This is a genomic window from Paenibacillus taichungensis, assembly GCF_003287275.1.
GTDB classification, from domain to species: domain Bacteria; phylum Bacillota; class Bacilli; order Paenibacillales; family Paenibacillaceae; genus Paenibacillus; species Paenibacillus taichungensis_A.
The window spans coordinates 1-21,694 of record NZ_QEVW01000015.1; the positions used below are offsets into that span (position 1 = coordinate 1).

At 47.9% G+C, this 21,694-nt stretch carries 23 protein-coding genes; 3 read left to right on the plus strand and 20 right to left on the minus strand.

What is annotated here, in order from left to right; genetic code table 11:
- The 3 genes from DC345_RS22310 to DC345_RS22320 form a co-directional block, all read right to left on the minus strand.
- On the minus strand, window positions 1-543 hold a 543-nt coding region (locus DC345_RS22310; RefSeq protein WP_146752152.1), incomplete at its 3' end, for a hypothetical protein.
- Between the two features lie 33 nt (window positions 544-576).
- Entirely contained in the window at window positions 577-1,893 is a 1,317-nt protein-coding gene (locus DC345_RS22315) for a hypothetical protein (protein ID WP_113055010.1), read from the minus strand.
- 217 nt (window positions 1,894-2,110) lie between these two features.
- A complete protein-coding gene (locus DC345_RS22320) occupies window positions 2,111-3,442 on the minus strand; it encodes an MFS transporter (RefSeq protein ID WP_113055011.1) in 1,332 nt (443 codons plus the stop codon).
- 367 nt (window positions 3,443-3,809) lie between these two features.
- Here DC345_RS22320 and DC345_RS22325 point away from each other — a divergent pair, with 367 nt between their 5' ends.
- On the plus strand, window positions 3,810-4,271 hold the full coding sequence (locus tag DC345_RS22325) for a MarR family winged helix-turn-helix transcriptional regulator (protein ID WP_062326256.1): 462 nt from the start codon (window positions 3,810-3,812) through the stop codon (window positions 4,269-4,271).
- 90 nt (window positions 4,272-4,361) lie between these two features.
- Here the strand turns inward: DC345_RS22325 and DC345_RS22330 are convergent, their stop codons facing one another.
- From DC345_RS22330 to DC345_RS22350, 5 genes are all read right to left on the minus strand, one after another.
- On the minus strand, window positions 4,362-4,544 hold the full coding sequence (locus tag DC345_RS22330) for a hypothetical protein (protein ID WP_113055012.1): 183 nt from the start codon (window positions 4,542-4,544) through the stop codon (window positions 4,362-4,364).
- A gap of 71 nt (window positions 4,545-4,615) precedes the next feature.
- A complete protein-coding gene (locus tag DC345_RS22335) occupies window positions 4,616-4,879 on the minus strand; it encodes a hypothetical protein (protein ID WP_113055013.1) in 264 nt (87 codons plus the stop codon).
- A gap of 117 nt (window positions 4,880-4,996) precedes the next feature.
- On the minus strand, window positions 4,997-6,505 hold the full coding sequence (locus DC345_RS22340) for an MDR family MFS transporter (RefSeq protein WP_258530776.1): 1,509 nt from the start codon (window positions 6,503-6,505) through the stop codon (window positions 4,997-4,999).
- A gap of 130 nt (window positions 6,506-6,635) precedes the next feature.
- The gene (locus DC345_RS22345) at window positions 6,636-7,208 is read right to left on the minus strand and encodes a GNAT family N-acetyltransferase (protein WP_113055015.1); all 573 of its coding nucleotides are present in this window, start codon (window positions 7,206-7,208) and stop codon (window positions 6,636-6,638) included.
- 196 nt (window positions 7,209-7,404) lie between these two features.
- Window positions 7,405-7,701 carry a hypothetical protein gene (locus DC345_RS22350; protein WP_063567811.1) on the minus strand — a complete coding sequence of 99 codons (297 nt, stop codon included), beginning with the start codon at window positions 7,699-7,701 and terminating at the stop codon, window positions 7,405-7,407.
- Window positions 7,702-7,887: 186 nt separating this feature from the next.
- Between DC345_RS22350 and DC345_RS22355 the strand changes: the two genes are divergently transcribed.
- The gene (locus tag DC345_RS22355; RefSeq protein WP_064642430.1) at window positions 7,888-8,376 is read left to right on the plus strand and encodes a GAF domain-containing protein; all 489 of its coding nucleotides are present in this window, start codon (window positions 7,888-7,890) and stop codon (window positions 8,374-8,376) included.
- A 155-nt stretch (window positions 8,377-8,531) separates the two neighbouring features.
- On the opposite strand, the gene DC345_RS22360 is transcribed toward DC345_RS22355, so the two are convergent.
- The 7 genes from DC345_RS22360 to DC345_RS22390 form a co-directional block, all read right to left on the minus strand.
- Entirely contained in the window at window positions 8,532-9,347 is an 816-nt protein-coding gene (locus DC345_RS22360) for a MerR family transcriptional regulator (protein WP_113055016.1), read from the minus strand.
- A gap of 379 nt (window positions 9,348-9,726) precedes the next feature.
- Window positions 9,727-11,151 carry an aldehyde dehydrogenase family protein gene (locus tag DC345_RS22365; protein ID WP_113055017.1) on the minus strand — a complete coding sequence of 475 codons (1,425 nt, stop codon included), beginning with the start codon at window positions 11,149-11,151 and terminating at the stop codon, window positions 9,727-9,729.
- Window positions 11,152-11,241: 90 nt separating this feature from the next.
- Window positions 11,242-11,664 carry a universal stress protein gene (locus tag DC345_RS22370; protein WP_113055018.1) on the minus strand — a complete coding sequence of 141 codons (423 nt, stop codon included), beginning with the start codon at window positions 11,662-11,664 and terminating at the stop codon, window positions 11,242-11,244.
- A 19-nt stretch (window positions 11,665-11,683) separates the two neighbouring features.
- Window positions 11,684-12,901, minus strand: coding sequence for an MFS transporter (locus DC345_RS22375; protein WP_072734865.1), 1,218 nt, complete (start codon window positions 12,899-12,901; stop codon window positions 11,684-11,686).
- A 176-nt stretch (window positions 12,902-13,077) separates the two neighbouring features.
- Entirely contained in the window at window positions 13,078-13,518 is a 441-nt protein-coding gene (locus tag DC345_RS22380; protein WP_113055019.1) for a MerR family transcriptional regulator, read from the minus strand.
- Window positions 13,519-13,767: 249 nt separating this feature from the next.
- Window positions 13,768-14,127 carry an SdpI family protein gene (locus tag DC345_RS22385; RefSeq protein ID WP_181586692.1) on the minus strand — a complete coding sequence of 120 codons (360 nt, stop codon included), beginning with the start codon at window positions 14,125-14,127 and terminating at the stop codon, window positions 13,768-13,770.
- A gap of 101 nt (window positions 14,128-14,228) precedes the next feature.
- Window positions 14,229-16,592 carry a heavy metal translocating P-type ATPase gene (locus DC345_RS22390; RefSeq protein WP_258530768.1) on the minus strand — a complete coding sequence of 788 codons (2,364 nt, stop codon included), beginning with the start codon at window positions 16,590-16,592 and terminating at the stop codon, window positions 14,229-14,231.
- A gap of 264 nt (window positions 16,593-16,856) precedes the next feature.
- Here DC345_RS22390 and DC345_RS22400 point away from each other — a divergent pair, with 264 nt between their 5' ends.
- Entirely contained in the window at window positions 16,857-17,228 is a 372-nt protein-coding gene (locus tag DC345_RS22400) for an ArsR/SmtB family transcription factor (RefSeq protein WP_053779670.1), read from the plus strand.
- Window positions 17,229-17,369: 141 nt separating this feature from the next.
- Here the strand turns inward: DC345_RS22400 and DC345_RS22405 are convergent, their stop codons facing one another.
- The 5 genes from DC345_RS22405 to DC345_RS22425 form a co-directional block, all read right to left on the minus strand.
- Window positions 17,370-18,530: an AI-2E family transporter gene (locus DC345_RS22405; protein WP_113055021.1), complete on the minus strand. Its 1,161-nt coding sequence runs from the start codon at window positions 18,528-18,530 to the stop codon at window positions 17,370-17,372.
- Between the two features lie 333 nt (window positions 18,531-18,863).
- Window positions 18,864-19,898, minus strand: coding sequence for an LLM class flavin-dependent oxidoreductase (locus DC345_RS22410; RefSeq protein WP_113055022.1), 1,035 nt, complete (start codon window positions 19,896-19,898; stop codon window positions 18,864-18,866).
- Window positions 19,899-20,062: 164 nt separating this feature from the next.
- Window positions 20,063-20,374: an ArsR/SmtB family transcription factor gene (locus DC345_RS22415; RefSeq protein WP_053779673.1), complete on the minus strand. Its 312-nt coding sequence runs from the start codon at window positions 20,372-20,374 to the stop codon at window positions 20,063-20,065.
- Between the two features lie 93 nt (window positions 20,375-20,467).
- Window positions 20,468-21,049 (minus strand): NAD(P)H-dependent oxidoreductase, encoded by a 582-nt coding sequence (locus DC345_RS22420; RefSeq protein ID WP_113055023.1) that lies wholly within the window; start codon window positions 21,047-21,049, stop codon window positions 20,468-20,470.
- A gap of 182 nt (window positions 21,050-21,231) precedes the next feature.
- On the minus strand, window positions 21,232-21,675 hold the full coding sequence (locus DC345_RS22425; RefSeq protein ID WP_309304345.1) for a MarR family winged helix-turn-helix transcriptional regulator: 444 nt from the start codon (window positions 21,673-21,675) through the stop codon (window positions 21,232-21,234).
- Window positions 21,676-21,694: the final 19 nt, after the last annotated feature.

A 21,694-nucleotide genomic window follows, 5' to 3' on the forward strand; every position in this document is an offset into this window, starting at 1 on the left:
ACGATCACCTTTCACGCTGTTATTGCGTTCAGTTTGAGCCATTGTTGCACTCTCACCTTCGGCTTTAGCATTCAGGCCCAGATCCAGCGCGCCGCGGCTTTCGCTCGCATAGCTGCTGCTGTTGTTACGATGCTCACCGCTTCGTGAATAGTCGCTCATCGTTGTACCTTCTCCCGATACATTGGCATTGAGCCCAAGGCCCAGGTTACCAGAACTACTGTGTTCAGCAGTATGATCGGAAGAACGATCATTGTAACGGTTCATGCTCTCTGTGGATAGGCCGGCATTCAAACCAACATCCAGATTCAATGCTCCAGATGCACTGGACGAGCTTCCGTGGCTGCCATTGCTGCCGTAATCTGCGTCACGGTGTCCTGACAGAAGAGATCCCAGCTCCAGTCGCAAACCTGCATTCAAATCCAGATTTCCGCTGCTGTTATTGCTGTAGCTATCTGCGTAAGTTGCTTGCGAAGCTCCCAGCAATCCAGCGACCAACGTACCCGACAATACCGACAATTTCACCCAACGATTCACTTTTTTCATGATAATATACACTCCTTCTCCATTTTGGTTGAATTAACGCCATTGTGTTTGAGAGAAAGAGGTATATTGCGGCGGCCGCCCTGGCGGTGCTTGAGACCATTGACTGAAACCATCCAATCGTTCCATCCTGAAAGCATAATCGTAATCTGGCGTCACCAGTCCGGTTGTTGTTCCTGAAAGGGCAACAGCGGGAGCGATTGCTCCTCCACCCGATACACCGGAAGTCCCGGAGCTTCCAACTGCGGCAGCATTTGCTGCCCCTGAAGATGTTGCCATGACAGGCCAATCATTAAATCGTTCTGTACGTGGCTGCAATGGTGACGCCTTATCGGAATCATCCTTTTGCAAATTGACATCTTCGTTATTCTGCACTTGATCGGTAACAGAAGGTTCAACAGTTGGCTCGTCCATCAGGAATTGCTCCTCAACTGGCAATACTGCATTGGAATCCTGCTTCAGGTTGGATGGTTCTACAGGTAATGTCTGTGGAGTATCCGGTTGTTGTGGACGTACTACCAATTCAGGATCGACGTCAACCACTTTGCCCGTAACCTGCACGGCATTCTGTCCATCTTCATTGGTATGCTGTGAAACCTGATCCACCGAATCCGTTTTGCCAATAGCAGGCTTCTCAACTTGCGGCGTTTTAACGAACACAGGCTGATCCGGCTTAATCACTGGTTGTTCCGGCTTTAGATTCACAACAGGCACGTTGGCTTCCACCGAAGGAAGCTGAACTTCACCTTCAGTCAGATCCACACTTGATGAGGAGACATTGATCGAAGTAACTTCAGGTACATCCACCTTAACGGAAGGTAATTCAACCTTACCTTGCCGAAGATTTGTATTCACAGCAGATGTCTCTGCCTTGATGACCTCGGGTACCTCTGCGGTAACACCAGGCAAGAAAGCTGTCCCTTCGTTCAGGTTTACCTCGCTGCTCGATACATCCGCTTTGAATATCGGTGTATCCGCCTTTACAGACGGAAGTCCAACGCTCCCTTGCTTCGCATCAATACCGATCTCTGATGTTCCTGCCGATCCAAGCGGCGTATCTACCTTTAGTTCCGATACACTCAGCTTGCCTGGTGATTCATTCGCTTTGATCGACGGAACTTCAACATCCAGCAATGGTGTGGATACAGATACTGACGGAGTCAGGTTCAACCCGCCATCCGAATCTTGTGAAAACAAATTCAGCGATAAGCCACTGGACTTGTTAGCTGAAGATGTCTGAGCATTATCCGCATATACATGCGACGATCCCAGTCCAAAAATCAGCGTCCATGCAAGTAAAGCCAGTGGTATGCTGCTAAGTCGAACAATCGATTTTGGTAACTTTACATTCAAGTTGCTTCACCCCCTTTCCGCTACTGCGTTGGTGGGACAAGACATATGAGTTTTCCCCTAGGAATAATTAGAATACAGGGATTTCTGCCTGTTCCTCATTAAACGTGAAGGCGTTTACTCAAACGCTTTTCATTTAAAAAGTTAAAATTTTAATGAAAATCATACCAATAATTTTCCCTATTTCCACCTCTGAAACCAGATCATTTGCATAATCGTTTCACTTACCTGTAATCACGGATTTAGCGGGAAGACTCTGGTCCATATTGTTCTTTTTTTGCCTGCGAATCACTACATAAATCACACCAAGCAGCGTTAGCAAAATGCCTGAACTGATAAAGGCCGGAATAACTCCGAATGAGGTTACCAAAAATCCACCTACCACCGGACCCATGATGTTACTGGCTGTCATGATGCTGCCAACCGTTCCAAACACACGCCCCGTCATGGATTCAGGTGTTTGTTCCTGCAGTAGAATTTGGAACGGAACAATGGCAAAGCCAACCCCCACACCCGCCAGAGCAAATAACGATATCAGCAGCAAATTGGCGCCAAGCCCGGCATGAGGCCATACTCCTACGATCATTCCTACACCACCAATGACAAGACCCATTAATGATGTTCCAAGCCCCATCTTGATCACATGACCTGCCCTTTTCCACTTCTGAACACTCATCGCTGCAATTAACGTTCCAACACCGCTAGCCGCGACGCACCATCCGAGCAGATCACTTGAAATGCCAGGAAGCTGCCTGAACAGGACTACGGTCTGTGAATCCGCAAATTGCAGAAACAGGAGGGCCGACGCAAGCAGGATTAGAGAAGTACCCACATGAGGAAGAGATGCAAGCATGCGGACGCCCTCCATGGTATCTTTCAAAAACGTAGCTTTTTCACCTGATTGAGCAACACCTGCTGTCTCTTCCCTTACTTGTTCTACGTGCTGATTCGCAGATTGGATCACCCGAGCTCCAGGAATCCATAGCAAAATAATGCCGGAAATCAAAAAGGACGCGGAATCCAACACGAAACACCAGGTGATTCCAAAAGCAGCCACCAACAGCCCACCGAGGGCCGGACCGATGATTTTGGACATCTGTTCAATCACCGAACTGATGGACACCGCCTGCCCCAATTGCTCCTGCGGCACAATCTCCTTAAGCTTGCCGTTCTTGGCCGGTGAGAACACCACATCGAATAACGACTTGAGAATAAGCAATACATATACATGCCACATTTGATCCGCAAAAATGAGCCCTCCAACGATCACAATTCGCGCACCGTCTGCACCGATCATCAGCCACTTCCGATTGACCCGGTCCGCCAGTGCCCCTGCAAATGGCCCAGTAAGCAATACAGGCAATGCTGCACACAGTGTGGTGAACGTAATCTCCCACGGCGTAGCATTCCAGCGAATGCCCACCAGCGTAAGAATCGCCAGCAGATGCAGCCAGTCTCCCAAATTGGAGATAGCCTGCGCAGCCATCAAAGTGATAAAAGATCGATTATGCTTCAAGGGTCTTCGTTCCTGCATCGTTACTCCACTTGTCATCCTTCTTCTCCTCCGCCCTCAACCCATTCATGATATGAATTTATTATAGAGAGCAGGCTGTGCCCCCACCTCCTGCCAGAGACGGAGAAGACGCGAAGCCTTCAGGATGATTTTTCCAGTACATATTGAACTCAACATTTACACGAGAACGGAGAGGACAGAAATAACCTGAAGAAGTGGAGCTAAAAGCTTTCTGAAAATTTATATAGACGAAAAATGATTAAATTTTAATTGCTAAAAATGCAAATCTTGTGACATATCGCATGTTTTTCGTCCAAACAGATGCTTACAATATAAATATGGCGAACCTTTGAATCGTCAAATGTAAATTCATCAACTCCAATAAATCTGAAAAGGCGGGATCAGTATGCTGGAATTACAGGAAATCGGAACCGAACGTTCTCTTCATCTGTACCGCACCTTGGCCCAGACATTTAAGAGCGTGAATGAACACGCTGTATCCGGAAGCAAAGTGCATGGCTTCAACCCCACCGCTTACGGGGTGCTCGAAGTGCTATATATGAAAGGAGCACAGCCTATTCAACAAGTCGGTGCACAGCTTCTGCTGCAAAGCGGAAATGTCACTTATGTCATTGACAAGCTGGAGCAAAAGGGACTTTTACATCGAAAACACTGTCCGCAAGACAGACGCATCATTTTCGTGGAATTAACCGAGGAAGGCCAGCGTACGATGGATGACATCTATCCAGGCTACGCTCACAAAATAGATCGTGCTGTCAGCGGTCTGAGCGAAGATGATAAGACGTTGCTCTCTGAGTTATTGGAAAGGCTTGCACTCGGTGCGGATCGTTTATCCGCAAACGGTTAAGGCCATTCCCGTATCACCTGATCCAAATTAAAAATAACCGGTTCGCCTAAATAGGCGGTACCGGTTATTCGTATTTCTTTATTAATCTAGTCAAAAGTACAGAATCCACATCAACACCGTGAGGACAGCAACAACCAGTCCACCTGCAATCAGCAAATCGACAATGTAACTGGACAGACCTGAGCGGCTGTGACCCTCGATCTCCCTCTGAGTCTCTTCGTACTTTCTTTTGGCTTCATCTTCCTTGGACGAATTCAGATTATTGGGAAACATCATCCTCACCCCTACTCCAAATGAGATATCTATATTATCCTGCGCGGGTCTGTTGCTTCTGCTTACGGAATTTATTTAAGATCCATCCCAGACCTGATTGCCACAGTAAAAAACAAAGGCAAGACCAGAAACAGAAGAAGAGCCAAGTTTATAAGAATGCTTATGATCAATGTATACCAGAAGGGAAAGTAATATGTATGTTCTGCTCGTTCTGCCAAGGGAACATATTTCATGAGTCCGACAACGATGGAAAACGAAATGCAGGTCGCAAGTACTGCCAGCAACTTGATTGGAACGTATACAAACTTGAACGCTTGCAGCGATTGCTTGCTCATCTTAACTCACCTCCCATTCTATTATATAAGTCACAGAAAATCCCTTCTAGAAAATAATAAACAAAAAAGCAGCCGAGAAACAGCTGCCTTCATCCAATGTTATTCTTTTCACTTCGTTTAATTCCCTGAAGCTTGTGCTTGCGGCGGAGCATCTGCATCTTCGGGAACGATTAGCCGTTTGCGCAAGGCCAGTGTCGTCACCCATGAGATAATGGCAATGACAAACATGATGACAAACAAGGAATGCAGACTTCCTTCCAGCACATTCCGCAGTAGCGCCCATTTGTCATCCGACAGAGCAGCTTCCGTATGCGGAGCAAGCAGTTGATTCAGGTCCCCATCCGAGATCCCCGCCTCTGCCAGATGCTGTTCGCTCGACAACGTGGATATCCGGTAATTTAACCATGTGCCGAAGGCTGCTGCACCCATGGTTTGTCCAAGCGTACGCATAAAGGTATGTAGCGCCGTGGAAGATCCACGCTCCTTATATCCAACAGACGACTGTGAAATGATCGTGAAGATTGTAAAAGCAAATCCGAAGCCGAGTCCGTAAATAAAGGTCAAAATAAACAGTACGGCTTGAGGTGATGTTCCACCAACCAAGAAGAGTCCACCCGATCCAATGGCAATCCCGGTTAAGCCAATTACCGCTGTTAAGCGTGATCCAATTTTCATTAGCAGACGCCCTGCAAGTACACTACCGATCAGCCAGCCAACAGACATCGGTGCAAGCAGTAACCCTGATTCGGTCGCGTTACCGCCTCGAACCCCCTGTACCCATAGTGGCAAATAACTGGTTAGGCCAATCATCAGGGTACTGGTCAGTAGTCCGGCGATATTCGCCACCCGGATGTCCCGGATACGGAATAGATGAAGAGGTACCATCGGGGCCTGGGCTCTTTTTTCCACCACAAAAAATAAAATCATAAACAAAATAGCCACGATACTCAGTCCCACAATCATAGGGGAACTCCAGGCATAATACTGTCCACCTGCGGACAATACAAAGAGCAATGCCGTGATACCGACTGTAAAAGTCAACGCACCCATATAGTCAATTTTCGCGGTACGCGGAGACATTTCTTCCTTCAAATAACGGAACACAAACCACATCGCCAGCAGTCCGAACGGCAAATTGAAACCAAAGATCCACTGCCAGCCCAGATTGTCTACGAAATACCCGCCAAGCAGCGGTCCTGCCAGAGATGAAATGCCCCACACGGAGCTGATCCAGCCCTGTATTTTGCCCCGTTCTTCAAGGCGGTAGATGTCACCAATAATCGTAAACGTAACAGGCACAACCGCACCTGCGCCAATCCCTTGAATCGCACGAAAAATAATCAGTTGCTCCATGTTCTGCGAAAGGCAGCACAGAAGCGAGCCTAATAAGAATAAGGCACAGCCAATCAGGAATACAGGTTTTCGTCCGTATATATCACTGATTTTGCCAAAAATCGGCGTGCTCACAGCCATCGTTAACAGATACGCAGTGAAAATCCAGCTCAACAGCTGCACACTTCCCAGCTCACTGACAATGGTTGGCCCTGCTGGACCAATGACTGTACCTTCAATTGCAGATAAAAAAGTCGCGAGCAGCAATCCCGCCAGAATGAAACTGCGGTTCAAACCTCCGGTTGTATTCACACAAACCCTTCTCTCTTCAATTCTCTATATATTTGGAACATTGATTTACCCAGCCCGCTACGAACCAGAACAATCTTTCTATCGCTGTTATCCCCGGATTTTTTTTCATCTTTTATTTATCTCTCTGACGCAAAAACTCATCGTACAACAGGGAATACATCACCATATCCTTGTACCCGGTAGACGTATGTTGTACCTGACGCAGCAGGCCTTCCCGCGTGAAGCCGCGGTTCGTCAGAAACTCACCCGAAGCGAGATTACGCGGATCAACCAGCGCCTCAATCCGATTGAGACCCATCGTCTCATACCCAAACGGCAGCATAACCGAAAATGCTTCCGTCATATAACCGTGACGCCAGTAGTCGCGCCCCAGTTCATAACCGATCTCCCCACGGAATGCGCCTTCAAGCTGCCAAGTATTATAACCGCAACTTCCGATGAGCCGGCCCGTTTCCTTAAGTTCAATACCCCAGCGAATCGCCTCCTCTTCTCCTGCCATATGGTTCAGCAGCCCAATCATATCCGCGGCCTCACTTGTCCCGATCATGGGCGCCAAATTCATATAACGGGTCACTTCCCGGTCAGACCAGCAAGCGAACATCTGGGCCGCATCCCGGCGGCGCAATTTGCGCAGACGCAACCGCCCTGTCTCTAGTTCGGGAATTCTCCCTTTGCATTTATACATGAAAAGACACTCCGATCCGATCTATCCCACAGACCTCATATTCAATAGCCATCTAACCATAACCTGCACCGAATGGCAACTGTTCAGTCATCATTATCACGTCAAAAAACCGGGCCACTTCCGCTCCCGGTCTTGTTGTACATATGGATCAACTCAAGTTTGCATCCTATTTCGGGATACCTTATCCACTTTAGGTTTAGGCCGTAGACGTCTTTTTACCCGTCCCCAGCAATTCCTCACTAACCCGGCCAAATACGGCTATGATTTCCTTGAATTCCTCAATGCCAGTCCCGGTAAGGCTCCATTGATCTCCATGGGCGGTCAGAAAGTTTTCCTGTGTCAGATGCTCAAGCTCCTGCTTAATCTCCCGTTCTCCAACGCGATACCCCCGTTCTTCCAATAGAGGCAATGCGTCGCTAACGGTTAAATCCTGATTTTGGGCCAAATATAGAAGATGAATTCGTACAAAAAGATTCTGTACCTCTGCATGCATAAGCCAAGCTCCTTCCCGGGTTGTAGCCCGCCGTGGTTGCTAAGTAATTACCCCGCGCAGGAAGATGAGAAACAGGAGGAATATTCATGCCTGACCTGCCCTTTCCGAAATCCTCCGCTTGACTAACCGCATGCTCTGCACTATCTTGAAAATAAGTACCATTTTTGCTCGGGAGGGTGATTCATCATGTTTCAAGCTGTTTCTTATGAAGGAACACGAAGCGAGCAGCAAACCGCCGTCCTGGGACAGTTAAGTGCTCTGATCCGCGATGAACCTAGCGCCATTGCCAATCTGGCAAACGCTGCGGCGTTGCTCAATGTATTTATGACCGACACCAATTGGGTCGGATTCTATCTGTATGATGGAAAAGAACTTGTACTCGGTCCATTCCAAGGACTGCCTGCCTGCATCCGTATTCCACTTGGACGCGGTGTATGCGGCACTTCTGCTGCGGAACGACGTACGATGGTCGTTGAAGATGTTCATGCCTTTCCAGGCCATATCGCCTGTGATGCCGCATCCAACAGTGAAATCGTTGTTCCCATTATCAAAAACGGCGAATTGTATGGGGTGCTTGACATCGATAGCCCGCTCAAAAACCGTTTTGACGATGAAGACCGCGTCTTCCTGGAAAAGGCGGTAAGCCTGATTACAGAGCAGCTGGAATTATCCTAACTGCCTGAAATAAGGTCTTAAGCCGATGCAGAGTTCATCGGCCTTACGATGATATGCAATAACAAAGAGCGCACTCCTCCTAGAGGATCTGCGCTCTTTGTTATGATTATTTTTCTTCACACCCATGTTCTGCTCGCCCAAGATACTTTATGCATCTAGGATAAATCCTGTTCCGCCTTAATCATCATCCCGTCTCGCAAAAACTCGGCCAGCTTGGGGTGGTAGCCATCATACATCTGGCGAAAATTTTTGTGTTCGACGTACAGATTACCCAGATCGCGGTATATCTCTGCTGTTGGGGTGTAATAATCCTTGATCCAATCAAGATGTCTGCCAATAATCTGCTGTACTTCCGAGCTGCCGGGTTCTAACCCTTCCTCAATAGCGCCTTGCAAGTCCAAGTGAATCCGGTCAATCTTCGCCTGTGAATCGAGAAAATCTTCCTTCGTCTTCATCTCCTGACCATCAGGCATTGTGGATTGCTCCGACGAATTGGCATTGTACTTCTGACTGTTCTCTGTCATCAACTGTTCAGAATTATCATTCTTTGACGCATGGTCAGAAATCGGTTCATTCAAGAGCTGGTGATGCCCCTTATTGGAAAACCCAGCGTACAGTTCGTACTCATCCAGTTCCTGTTCCCCACGTAAGTAGGAGATGGTTTTGTCCAGCGTCTGAATCATTCCGTGCAGATGAAGTGCCTTCTCCAGCATCTCGATCCGATGCTGCTGCATAATACGGATCATGTCACGGGGAGTATCCCTGAGCATCGGACCGATCTCTTCCTCCTCCATGCCTACTTCTTTACAGAACAGAATCTGCTGTAGTCTCAGCAGCTCTGGCTTCTCGTAGTAGATATCCTCATCTTGACCTACGAAGGCTGGATTCAGCAGACCTGTTTCTGCGTACTGTCCCAATTCACTCAGACTTACACCGGACATCCCGGATACATCAACCATGGAATATGCCATTTGAATACACCTCCTATCTGGCCTGATACTTAAGGTTCAGGTTTGTTCATACTGCATTTTATTTAAATTTAAGCGAGATATTATAAGACTTCCAACAATTCTGTACCCCAGTAATCCGTTCATTTCTCTGGATGGATACACAATGCTTCGGTGATATGAACGGCATGTCATTGGTAGATTTGCGGTATGATAAGTATTTATACCCTTCTCATCAGATGTGAACCCGGGGTCAATAGAGAAAGGCTATGTATTTTTTTACGATAAGGATTGAATGTGGAAATGAAAAAAAATCCTGCACCCGCTAACTTGGGCACAGGATCAACTTGTTCTATTTTATCTCGAATATCCGCTAATATCCGCTCGTCTTAGGATTGAATAATTAGTTTTTGTTAAACATGACAAACTTCAATTCCGTCATTTCCTCTACAGCATATTTAACACCTTCACGTCCCATCCCGCTCTGCTTCACACCACCATAAGGCATATGATCCACACGGAAAGTGGGAATGTCGTTAATCATCACGCCGCCAGCTTCAATGTGGTCCGCTGCATGCAATGCAGTATGAATATCATTGGTGAACACACCCGCCTGAAGCCCATAGACGGAATCATTCACATGTTCAATGCCTTCTTCAACCGAATCCACCGTATTAATGACAACGATCGGGGCAAAGACCTCCTGACAAGACACCTTGGCATCCCGCGGAACGTTAACAAGCACGGTTGGACGTAATACGCCTCCCTCGGCTTCGCCGCCTGCTGCCACCTCAGCGCCTGCCTGCTTCGCTTCATCGATCCAGTCCAGTGTACGCTGTACATCTTTGGATGTGATGAGCGCAGAGACAACGGTATCCGGATTCAACGGGTCTCCAACTACGACTTTTTGGGCTGCTTCAGCAAAACGACGAATGAACTCATCCGCAATCGCGCTATGCACATAGATCCGCTGTAGCGAAATACATACCTGACCTTGGTAAGTAAAAGCCCCGGTCACACATCTCGGTACTACCTTATCCAAATTGGCATCCGCATCTATAATGACGGCTGCATTGGACCCCAGCTCTAATGTTACGCGTTTCAGTCCGGCTTTGCTGCGAATGCTGGTACCTACAGCCGGGCTGCCTGTAAACGTAATATGGGCCACGTCCGGATGCTCTACAAGCACATCACCAATCGTTTTGCCGTCACCGCTCACCACATTCAATGCGCCATCCGGTAATCCCGCTTCCTGAAGCAAATTGGCAATATAGTACGAAGACAACGGTGTCTGCTCCGCAGGTTTCAACACAATCGTATTGCCTGCTGCCAGCGCCGGCCCTACTTTGTGAGCCACCAGGTTCATCGGAAAATTAAACGGCGTAATGGCTCCAATAACGCCCAAAGGCTGCCGCATCGTGTAGCCTACGCGTCCTTCACCGCCTTTGGCTGCATCCATAGGAACTGTCTCTCCGGTAAGCCGCTTGGCTTCTTCTGCGGCAAAACGATACGTTTCCACCGTACGATCAACCTCGGCGAGCGCTGCGGTAATCGGCTTCGCTGCCTCCAGCGCAATTATCTGTGCTGCTTCTCCCTTCCGTTCTTCCAGCAGGGTGGACAGCTTGTAAAGGATGTCTGCACGCTGATGGGCAGGCATTCTGCGCATCTCTTTGCCTGCCTGAACTGCGGCCGCAATCGCGGCTTCCACTTCCTCCGCTGTCGCCGAGGATACGTCTGCCAGTGTTTCTTTGGAGTACGGTGCATGAAGTGATATATAGTCTACTGATTCGGTGGGCTTGCCCCCGATGAACAGATGTTGTTTTTTCATTGTTGTATCCTCCATTCATATTTAATGCAGCCTTAACCCCTACCTATTTATACACCACTTTAGCATCATCAACACAAGAAAGTCATACCTCTATTTGACAGTCATCACCGGACATCCTGCATGTTTCAAGACGCCGTGGCTGACACTGCCCACTACGATTTCAGCGAGCATGCTTTTCCCGGCCGTCCCCATCACAATGAGATCACAGTCTCTATCCTTCGCTACACGGCAGATCTCATTCACGGGATCACCAGCTATCAGCAAAGTTTCATAAATAACAGAACGCGCAGCTAACAATTCACTAACAGGTTGTATAATATGCTGTCCTTCTTCTGCGATCCGTGCTTCCAGATCCACACCCAGTGCGGGCTCATTCAGCGAGATCGAAGGATTAACATGTACGATTATCAGGGAAGCTGGTTGTTTCAGACTTTCTGCCAGAACAACTGCTTGCTCCAGACCTTTCTGTGCATGATCCGATCCATCGACAGCAACCAATATTCGTTTCACCATTTTCCATTCCTCCTGTTCATTAATGCGTAATGGCAGCATCGATATCACGCAGATGTCTGCGGCGTACCAGCAGCACAACGACCCCGATCAGAACCATCAATGCGCCAAAATAAAACGGTGTCTCCGGCAGGAACCACTCGGACAATTTACCTGCAAGCCAAGGTGCCAGCGCACCTCCAAGGAAGCGGACAAAGCTGTATGCAGCCGATGCCACAGAACGTTCGACTGGTGCAGCTTCCATAACTGCCGTTGTAATCAATGTGTTGTTAATCCCGAGGAAAATCCCGGCAACGATAACGGCCACAATAACCGTTGTGGATGATCCCATTACCGTACCCACCGCCATCACCAGCAGATCAATGGCGAACAGGGTCAGCATAACGCTCATGGAAGGAACCGATCCGAATCGCCGTTGCAGTCTTGGTGCAACAAACACAGACGTTATTGCCAGCATCAAACCCCAACCGAAGAATACATAACCGAGTCCGTGTTCATCCAGATTCATGACATAAGGCGAATAAGCCATCAAGGTAAAGAAACCAAAGTTATACAGGAAGGCCGTAATCGCCAATGTTTTCAGTGAAGGATAACCCAGAGCCTTGAATGGGTCGGACAAGGAACTCCGCGTTTTCGGTTTGGCCATCTTAGGCAGCATAAACGTGATACTGATAAAAGCAATCGCCATCAGAACAGCTACACCATAGAAAGGGCCACGCCACGAGATGGAACCCAGTTCACCACCGAGCAATGGACCAACAGCAATCCCCAGACCAAGCGCTGCTTCGTATAAAATAATCGCTTTGGCCGTCCCCGAAGTGGACAGTCCTACAATAGCGGATAATGCAGTTGCGATGAACAGGGCATTCCCTAATCCCCAACCACCACGGTAACCAACGAGAGCACCTACAGTGTCAGAGGTCCCGCCGAGGAAAGAGAAGACAATAATCAGCAAAATGCCGCTGAGCAGTGTCCACTTCACACCAATCCGGCTGGATACAACACCTGTAATCAGCATGGCTACCCCAGTAACCGCGTTATAACTTGTAAACAATAAAGATACCTGGCTTTTGGAAGCATGCAGCTGATCTGCAATCGCAGGCAGAATCGGGTCAACCAATCCCAGTCCCATAAAGGAGATGATACAGGCGAAGGCTACGGCCCATACAGCTCTAGGCTGGGATAATAGACCTCCACGGGATGACGGCAATTCGTCAGGTAATGAGGGTTCTCTTTTCATACGTGATTCCTCCTGGTTCATGATTTATGTTGTGAAACAAATGATGAAAAACAATGAAATTCTCGTTTTTATTTTCAGAAATATAGGAAAGAAAACGGCACAAATGACACCGGTTCTCCCGGTGCTTATCGTGGAATACTCATTCAGCATTTTTCATAATTCGATGCATTCATCAGTTATGTGTCGTTCTCGAGCCCTTCCAATCGTCGAATGCCGTTCTGAACCCGTTCACGCAATTCCTCAAGTTCCTCCTGCACGGCATGAATGCTCTGAAGTTTCTGCTCGATCAGTTGCAGTTGGTCATCCAACGTCGTTTCCATCTTGGTGAGCTTCTCAATTCGTTCTATCACTTCAGTGGTCTGCTGGTAGTCAAAACGCTGTTCGTTCAGCGCATCCGCCGTTGCCACATAGGTATGCAGCTCCTGAAGCGAGAAACCAAGCACTTCCTTGGCCCTAACCACTTTTTTGAGATAATCGATATCTTCCCGGGTGTATAATCGTGTGCCACCGTCCGTCCGCTGAGGTGAAGGCATCACACCGATCTCCTCGTAATACCGAATGGTCCGCTTGGTCAAACCACATTCCTTGGCTACGTCATCGATTTTATATAAACTCATTTCCTTCACCTCACTTTAATTATATGTCTATAATGTTATGTACATAATTATATATACTATTAACGTTAACGTCAACGTTAGATTTTAAGATCGAATATATAGTATGTCTCAAACATGGGTAGAATATTTCAGTGTAAACATTTAAAACTCGTTGTTAAAAGTAGTATTCTATTGTCCTCCACCTCTATAAAATACAAAAAAAGATCCGCGCGAGCGGATCTTCGTTCAGTTGCGATTTCACAGCCTACTCTACGCGCCTTGCTCCTTCTGTTCCTGTTGCTGGACACGCTGCATTTGCTTCAAACGGCCTTCGACTCTGGTAAACAGCCTGAATGTATAGAATCCTGTAGCCACAAGACTTAGAACCAAAGCTCGTACATCCGTAAGCCAAAAACCGATTATGCCAAATACCGTAATAATCACACCAAACTGCATCATCAGATTGGCGCTATATCGTTGTGCTTCTTCCCATAATTCCGGATTACTCATTGCTCGCGGAGTACGATAACCATATATGCCATTAATCCTTTTCGGCGGCTTTTTGTACACCATTAATCCCAGAATGAAATAGCACACTCCGCATATAATCCCAACAATTGCTCCTGCCACAATGTCCTCCCCTAACTCCATTAAAAATACACCACAGATATTAAAACAAAAAAAACGGCTCTACGTATATACGAAGAGCCGTCCGGATCGTTTCGTAAAACTTAGATATCCTTCACTCGCAGTACACGCATGGCGTTCAGGACAGCCAGCACGGTCACCCCAACATCAGAGAATACCGCTTCCCACATGGTTGCGATTCCGAACACACCCAGCAGCAGGAAGATCGCTTTGACACCCAACGCAAAACCGATATTTTGCCAGACAATGGTTCGTGTCCGTTTTGCAATCCGGATCGCACTTGCCAGTCTGGATGGTTCATCCGTCATGATGACAACGTCTGCCGCTTCAATTGCGGCATCCGAACCAAGTCCCCCCATCGCTACACCAACATCGGCGCGCGCCAGCACCGGTGTATCATTAATGCCATCACCGACAAACACCATTTTCTCCTTCGGCGATTTGGCAGCTTCGAGACGCTCCAGCTGTTCGACTTTATGCTGTGGCAACAGCTCAGCGTATACTTCATCGACACCCAGCTCACGCCCAACAGCTTCACCAACAGCCTTGGCATCCCCGGTCAGCATTACCGTTTTGCGGATACCGAGCTTCTTGAGTGCCTGAATGGCTGCCACTGCATCATCCTTCACCTCATCGGCAATGATCAGATGACCGACATACGTACCCGATTCTGCAACGTGCACCACCGTACCCACGGTTTGCGGAGTCGTGTAGGAGATCCCTGCCTGTTCCATCAATTTGGCGTTACCCGCAAGCACTTCACGTCCATCCACACTGACCTTGATGCCATGCCCTGCAACCTCATCGTAATCATCCACGCCCTGGGTCCGGATATCCTTTGCCCAAGCTGCGCGAATGGATTCAGCAATCGGATGATTGGAATGGGCCTCGGCAATGGCAGCAAGCTCCATCAATTCATCTTTCGTATGCCCGCCTTCAGGGCGAATGGCTGTTACTTTGAAAACACCTTTGGTTAGTGTACCCGTTTTATCGAAAACAACGACTTTGACATCGTTCAATGCTTCAAGGTAGTTACTTCCTTTGATGAGTATACCGTTACGTGATGCAGCCCCGATGCCGCCAAAGAAACCAAGCGGAATGGAAACGACCAGCGCACATGGACAAGAGATCACGAGGAAGACCAGTGCACGATAAATCCAATCGGCGAATGTTGCACCACTGAGCACCAGCGGCGGAACGAATGCAATCAACGCGGCGAGAATGACGACAACCGGTGTATAATAACGGGCGAATTTGCTAATAAAATGTTCTGTTTTGGCTTTGCGGCTGCTCGCATTCTGCACCAGGTCCAAAATTTTGGATACCGTGGATTCACCAAAAGTTTTGGTTACTTCGATCGTCAACATCCCGTTTTTGTTTACGAACCCACTCAGTACATCACTGCCGGGTTCCAGTTCCCGCGGAACGGACTCACCTGTCAGAGCGGAAGTGTCCACCATGGAACGACCTGCCTTAACGATCCCGTCCAGAGGTACTCGCTCACCCGCTTTAACCAGGATGCGATCTCCAATACGTACTTCTTCCGGTGACACTCGCTTGGTCTCTTCTCCCGCACCCATCAGCATATTGGCATAGTCCGGGCGAATATCCATAAGCGACTGGATCGACTTTCTTGAGCGATTAACCGCCAGCCCCTGAAACAGCTCACCGAGCTGATAGAAGAGCATAACCGCAACACCTTCGGGATATTGGCCAATGGCAAAAGCACCGATGGTGGCCACGGACATCAGGAAGTATTCGTCGAATACCTGACCGCGAATAATATTTTTGAATGCCTGGAGAACGATATCTCCCCCCGCGATCAGATAAGCAACAATGTAGAGCGCAAGCTGTGCCCATCCTTCCAGCGGAGACCAGATCGCGGCTGCCACCAGAATGGAGCCTGCCGCAAGGCGTGCCAGCAGCACCTTCGTCTGCCCGGCGCCATGTTCATGCGAGTGTCCGGCATGCGCGTCATGATCGTGACCGTCTGCATGACCGTGATCATGTCCGGCATGACTTCCATGATCATGCGTGTGATCTTGGGCTCCGTGATGATGACCGTGGTCATGAGAGTGCCCAGCATGATCGTGCCCACTCGGAGTATGCCCATGCGCGTGAGCCCCGTTACCTGCATGTGCGTGCACATTGCCGTTAGCTTGGTTTATTGAATCTACAGCACCACGACTGCCTTGTGATGATTTACCTTTTTCCGAAATACGAATATGCGGCTCCAGCCGAAGCACTTTGCGCTTCGCTTCTTCCACGACCTGCTCATCCATATCGGAGGTGGTGTGCATGGATAAGGTTTTGGTCACAAAATTGACTGAGCAATCGGTAATGCCTTTAATTTTTTTGACACCATTCTCAATCTTCAATGCGCAGTTCGCGCAATCCAATCCATCCAGCAGCAGTTCCCTTTTCACCTGTTCCTGTCCGGTTCCCATGTGAACTCTCCCCTTTGCAGTACGTAAAACAAAATTATCCGTAATGTTTTTGATCTTACAATCAATATATGAGCAATCATTCATATGTTTTGTTACCCCTATTATATGCACGCTTAAACATGAGTGTCAACAATTCCAGTTGATTTTTCATACAGAATATGCTAATAGTAATCATTTCGCTTTAGACGTTTTTTGGATATAATAGGCTTATCGAAGAACATTTGATCAAATCAAAGGTTGAGTTAATATAGGTGGTGATAGGAAATGGAACAACCGGTTAAAGCTCCAGCCGAATGCGACGCAGCCTGCTCTGGAACAGAGGCTGATGTGCAAACCATTCGTGCTTCTCTCATGGATCGCGAGACCTCTTCCGAGATGGCTGATTGGTTCAAGGCTTTCAGCGACCCGACACGGCTTCGTATTATTGATGCGCTGTTGCAGAAGGAATTATGTGTGCACGATCTGACGGTGCTGCTCGATATGGGACAGTCGGCCATTTCGCACCAGCTGCGGTCACTCCGCAACATGCGGATTGTCAAGCGGCGCAAAGAAGGCAAGACCGTGTATTATTCTCTGGATGATGCACACATTGAGCAGATCTTCCTGCAGACGCTTCAGCATATTAAACATGGCTAGGCATTAGCCTGCCTGTTCAACCAACAGAACCCCCGCCTCTCGGCTGTTAGCCGATGGACGGGGGTTCTGTTGTATAAGGGCACCGTTTTGCCAAAAAAAGAAGTTTATCATGGATCTAGCTTACGGATATGCCCGCTCCAGTTACAGTAGATTGTTATTCTTCGGATCATACAGGCCGGATCTTTCCTTGAACCAGTTGAAGATATGCGACACACACACTTTCAGCACCGCGTATCCCGGAACGGCTAACAGAATGCCCACTACACCGAACAGATTGCCTGATGTCAGAATGACAAAGATAATCGTGATCGGGTGAATCTTGAGCGTTTTGCCCATAATCTGAGGTGAGATGAATTTACCCTCAATTAATTGCACGATCGTCCACACCGCCACCATCTTCAGCAGCATCACCGGGGAAGTCACCAGCGCCACGATCAACGCAGGCGTAATCGCGATTGCAGGTCCGAGGTACGGTACAACACTCGTGAACGATGCGATAATCGCAAGAATCAGCGCATAGTCCAGACCAATAATCATATACCCGATGTAGAGCAGAATACCGATGCAGAAGCTGACGATAATCTGTCCACGAATGAACGAACTGATCTGGTGATTGATATCTTCCAGCACATGCATTGCACCTGTACGGCTCTTGATTGGCAGGAAAGACAAAATTTTGGACGGAAGTTTCTTGCCGTCTTTCAGCAGATAGAACAGAATAAACGGAACGGTTACAATGGACAGTACCGTCTCGGTGAACGCGCCGAGGAATCCGCCCAATTTGGTCCAGGTCGAGTTCAAAATTTCAGTGGCTTTCTGGGAAATCGTGCCCCACCAGTCCTGAGAATTCAGATTCACCGTTTCCTGGAACTGACTGAACAGCTGGCTGCCCGTAAGTTCCTCAAACTGATGCTTTACCGTCTCACTATATGTTGGGAAATTTTCGATCAGCCCCATGATCTGGTTGCGTACGACCGGAATGACCGCCAGCACGACAACTGTCAGAATACCTCCGATAGCAAGATATAAAATCAAAATGGACCAGCCGCGCTTGATCTTCCATCGTTCCATCACATCCACAATCGGATTCAACAGGTAATAGAGGATACCCGACAGAATAATCGGCAGCACAATCGTCTTGATCAGCACCGCGAGCGGGTGCAAAACAAAGGATACTTTGGTAAGAACCATCACGTTCAGTCCTACCAGCAGCAGAATTAACAGAAAAAGGACAAACTTATTATTCAAAAAAAATCGTTTAAACCGATCCGGCCAAATGCGGGGTTGCTCGGGTTGCTCCATAGGCGTGTCTTCCTCTCTTATGTATCCTTTATCCAAGCATAAGCTGTAAACCTGCATGTTTCTTGACGGCGCATAAAGTTGCTTGTACAAGCCAACATATGTATAACACATTGAGTTTATACGTATGGCGCTGTTTAACCGTTTCAAATTAGAGCGGTAAGTTCATTTTACCCTAAAATGAACCTTATGCCCCATACGATTCCTTTGAAAAATATCCCTACCAAAAAACGGCTCGCCTCCAAAGAGGCCAACCGTTCATATGTCAGCTGCATCCGCATCTATGATTACGTCGGATGTTGCGCTTTAGCTTTTACTTTATACTTTTACTTACGTTTATGCTTTTCCCGCCAGTTGAGCAATCAGCTCATACGAGTGTAAGCGTGCCTGATGATCATAAATCATCGACGTAATAATCAGCTCATCCGCTTGGGTCTGAGCAATAAATGATTCCAGTTGACCACGCACAGTCTCTGGAGAACCGTTCACAGCTGCTTTCAGCGTCTGCTCTACACCCGCTTTCTCACGATCTGTCCACTTGCCCTCCATATCCGCTGGTGGCTGCACCAATCCGGTTGTCCCACGAATAATGTTCAGGAACTGCTGCTGCATCGTTGTACCAAGCCATGCTGCCTCTTCGTCGGTATCCGCCACGACAGCATTTACACCCACAATAACATGGGGTTCCTTCAAGTGATCGGATGGCTGGAAGCTGCTCCGATACGTTTCAAGTGCAATCCGGGTGTAATCCGGTGAGAAATGGCTGGCAAAAGCAAACGGCAATCCCAGCTGTCCGGCGAGACGAGCACTGAAATCACTGGAGCCGAGCAAGTAAATCGGGATATTCAATCCTTCACCGGGTACAGCGCGAACAGGCGCGTGATACGATGTAGCAGAAGCATCGAAGAATGCTCTAAGCTCAGCCAGCAATTCAGGGAAATCTTCACCGCTGTTCAGGTCTTTACGCAAAGCAAGAGACGTACGTCGGTCACTCCCCGGTGCACGGCCCAGCCCAAGGTCAATCCGGCCTGGATATAGGGATTCCAGTGTACCAAACTGCTCGGCAATCACAAGCGGCGCATGGTTAGGCAGCATGATTCCGCCTGAACCGAGACGAATGCTCTTCGTTCCACCCGCAAGATAACCAATGACAACCGAGGTCGCGGAAGAAGCGATTCCGGGCATGTTGTGGTGTTCCGCTACCCAGTATCGGTGGTAACCCCAACGCTCTGCGTGCTGAGCAAGATCCAGACTGTTGCGAAGCGCATCCGCAGGCGTGGCACCTACAACGACAGGAGCCAAATCCAGAATGGACAATTTAACGTCGTTAATATGTTTTTTATGGGATGAAGCTGTGTTATCGGTAGACATAATAGAAAGTTCTCCTCTGTGATTATATTTTTATTTTTGTATATCCAGATATATAGATGTAAAAGCACAAAAAAATGATGTGGCAGAGCTACTCCTCAAGCCGTTTACATCCGGACGGAATACCCGCCTGCACCTGCATTCTTGCTTCCGTCTCGGCGTCCGGCTTATAACTCATGCTGTACGTACTCGGCAAATTGACGAATGGTTTCTTCGTTGCGGCGATAATACGTCCACTGTCCCCTACGCTCGGAGATCAGCAACCCGGCTTTGAGCATGGTCAGCAGATAGCTGGATATGACGGATTGAGCCAGTCCGGCCTTCACCTGAATCGTTCCAACACATATGCCGTTTTTTCCCGCATCCGGATGCTGGGATAACTCCAGCGGTGGAAAGTGCTGCTCCGGGTTTTTGAGCCACAACAGAATCTGTCGACGTGTCTCGTTGGATAATGCTTTGAATATGAGTATAGGTTCCATGGGTAAGATTATACCGCCTTTCTTTCATTTTGCAAACCAAACAGACCGATTCGATGAACGAACCGGCCTGCCAATAAATACATGTGTATACGTTTAGAACTTGGTGCTGACCGTTTCTTTTACTTGTTCCAGCATGGACTGATAAGCCGATGTCTCCAAATAACCGATACTACCGAAGAGCAAGTGATCTACCGCTTCAATACCTACAAAATCGAAGATACCGATATCGGAAGTCATTTTGATGCTGGCAGTCATGCCGATTTGATCGTAAATTTCACTTGGCGTGCCGTGTGTATTAATGATCAGACCTTTTTTGCCTGTCAGCAATTTCTCAATGCCGGCTTCACCGGAAGCATAAGCAAAACCGTAGGCGAATACACGATCGACATACCCTTTCATGATGGCGGGAAGACCTGTCCACCAGATGGGATAAATAAAGGTAATGGCCTCTGCTTCCGCTACAAATTTCTGTTCGGTTGCAATATCTTGCGGCGTTTGTCCTGCACGCATGGACGCTGTGTCCACAGCGCTCAATACGGGCTGGAATCCAAGTGCGTACAGATCGCGTACAACAACTTCATGGCCTTGAGCCTCAAGTGTTTCCACTGCGGTTTTCAAAATGGCGTGGTTCAAGCTGTCTGTGTGCGGGTGAGCATATACGATTAGATGTTTCATTAGAAATAATCCCTCCAGGTTAATATTAAATTTCACTGCCAAAAAATCTTGAATAGTACTTCGCAATATACATAGACATCTATATATATGGGTAAAAAAAGGGAGGCGAAGCATTTTGCATTTTTATATCGTCCGATTGTCTCGATTTGTTAATTATGCAAAATGCTTAAAGTTGGTTATCGTTATAACTTGCGAACGATACCGGTCAACAAACTCTCCAGCTGATCCGCCTGATCGTCCGTCAAATGACCATACACCATCCCGTTAATCTGTTGTGATACCTGACGAAATACAGGTTCCAGTTGACGCCCCTGCTCGGTCAAACGAATCATCGTTACTCGGCTGTCTTCGGCACTCTTACTGCGTTCTACATATCCCAACTTCTCCAGCTTGTTCACCAATACGGTGACGGTTGGTTGGGTCCGATGGACTCGCTCCGCCAGCATCTTGATGGACAGTGCATCTTCATGGTAGAGGAACATCAGGATGTCACCGTGGGACGGGACAATTCCTGTAACATTGTGCTTCTCCAGCTCCTGAACAATCTGTTTGTTAATGTGATCTCTGATTCTTGCGATCAGTGCAATTGCGTTGTATTTTGGCATGAGTTTATTATACATAGACATCTATGTATTTTCAAGCCTT

Coding starts and splice junctions, on each gene's coding strand:
- DC345_RS22390 (WP_258530768.1), bottom strand. CDS start 16,592: ATGGGAACCGGACAGGAACAGGTGAAAAGGGAACTGCTGCTGGATGGA.
- DC345_RS22400 (WP_053779670.1), top strand. CDS start 16,857: ATGGAACAACCGGTTAAAGCTCCAGCCGAATGCGACGCAGCCTGCTCT.
- DC345_RS22370 (WP_113055018.1), bottom strand. CDS start 11,664: ATGGTGAAACGAATATTGGTTGCTGTCGATGGATCGGATCATGCACAG.
- DC345_RS22365 (WP_113055017.1), bottom strand. CDS start 11,151: ATGAAAAAACAACATCTGTTCATCGGGGGCAAGCCCACCGAATCAGTA.
- DC345_RS22330 (WP_113055012.1), bottom strand. CDS start 4,544: ATGTTTCCCAATAATCTGAATTCGTCCAAGGAAGATGAAGCCAAAAGA.
- DC345_RS22425 (WP_309304345.1), bottom strand. CDS start 21,675: ATGTCTATGTATAATAAACTCATGCCAAAATACAACGCAATTGCACTG.
- DC345_RS22335 (WP_113055013.1), bottom strand. CDS start 4,879: ATGAGCAAGCAATCGCTGCAAGCGTTCAAGTTTGTATACGTTCCAATC.
- DC345_RS22415 (WP_053779673.1), bottom strand. CDS start 20,374: ATGGAACCTATACTCATATTCAAAGCATTATCCAACGAGACACGTCGA.
- DC345_RS22410 (WP_113055022.1), bottom strand. CDS start 19,898: ATGTCTACCGATAACACAGCTTCATCCCATAAAAAACATATTAACGAC.
- DC345_RS22420 (WP_113055023.1), bottom strand. CDS start 21,049: ATGAAACATCTAATCGTATATGCTCACCCGCACACAGACAGCTTGAAC.
- DC345_RS22380 (WP_113055019.1), bottom strand. CDS start 13,518: ATGAGTTTATATAAAATCGATGACGTAGCCAAGGAATGTGGTTTGACC.
- DC345_RS22405 (WP_113055021.1), bottom strand. CDS start 18,530: ATGGAGCAACCCGAGCAACCCCGCATTTGGCCGGATCGGTTTAAACGA.
- DC345_RS22355 (WP_064642430.1), top strand. CDS start 7,888: ATGTTTCAAGCTGTTTCTTATGAAGGAACACGAAGCGAGCAGCAAACC.
- DC345_RS22350 (WP_063567811.1), bottom strand. CDS start 7,701: ATGCATGCAGAGGTACAGAATCTTTTTGTACGAATTCATCTTCTATAT.
- DC345_RS22325 (WP_062326256.1), top strand. CDS start 3,810: ATGCTGGAATTACAGGAAATCGGAACCGAACGTTCTCTTCATCTGTAC.
- DC345_RS22360 (WP_113055016.1), bottom strand. CDS start 9,347: ATGGCATATTCCATGGTTGATGTATCCGGGATGTCCGGTGTAAGTCTG.
- DC345_RS22345 (WP_113055015.1), bottom strand. CDS start 7,208: ATGTATAAATGCAAAGGGAGAATTCCCGAACTAGAGACAGGGCGGTTG.
- DC345_RS22375 (WP_072734865.1), bottom strand. CDS start 12,901: ATGAAAAGAGAACCCTCATTACCTGACGAATTGCCGTCATCCCGTGGA.
- DC345_RS22320 (WP_113055011.1), bottom strand. CDS start 3,442: ATGACAAGTGGAGTAACGATGCAGGAACGAAGACCCTTGAAGCATAAT.